Origin of the sequence: Liquorilactobacillus sicerae, assembly GCF_029916425.1 — a bacterium.
Taxonomy (GTDB): domain Bacteria; phylum Bacillota; class Bacilli; order Lactobacillales; family Lactobacillaceae; genus Liquorilactobacillus; species Liquorilactobacillus sicerae.
In genome coordinates, this window is record NZ_JAHAVQ010000149.1 from 1 (window position 1) to 515 (window position 515).

Annotated in this window: 1 protein-coding gene; it reads left to right on the forward strand. The window is 37.3% G+C overall.

Features of this window, described 5'->3' with window-relative positions; genetic code table 11:
* On the forward strand, positions 1 to 273 hold a 273-nt coding region (locus KH893_RS11730; RefSeq protein WP_281166268.1), incomplete at its 5' end, for a TIR domain-containing protein.
* Positions 274 to 515 lie beyond the last annotated feature (242 nt).

A 515-nucleotide genomic window follows, 5' to 3' on the forward strand; every position in this document is an offset into this window, starting at 1 on the left:
TTGCAATATACGGAGCCTTTTATGTCCTCAGATGATATTGCGCGTGGCGATGACTGGAATAATAAAATAAATGGCGAACTAAATAATTCTAGGATTGGTATTCTTTTTATTACTCCCGAAAATATCAATAGCAATTGGCTCAATTTTGAGGCGGGTGCACTATTTTCTTGGAAAAATAAAGATGAGCAACAAGGCATGGTTATGCCAGTCATGATTAATAGCCTAGACATTACCAGCGTGTTAAGCAAGAGCCCGCTGAAACAGTTTCAATGAACGAAGTCTTTATAAGAAGAAGGTGTTAAAAGTATTTTTCATTCCATTAATTTGAAAGCTGATTCCGATTCTTTGAGTGAAGCATCTTTTCAATCTACTTTTGACCAATGGTGGCCTAAAATTAATCAAGTCTTGAAGAGACCCTCTACAAAAATTGAACCTAAAAAGACTGATCGAAAAAAAGATATGTGGTCCGCACAGGATCGAGAGGTTATGGTCAGGACGCTCAATCAGGTAAATGC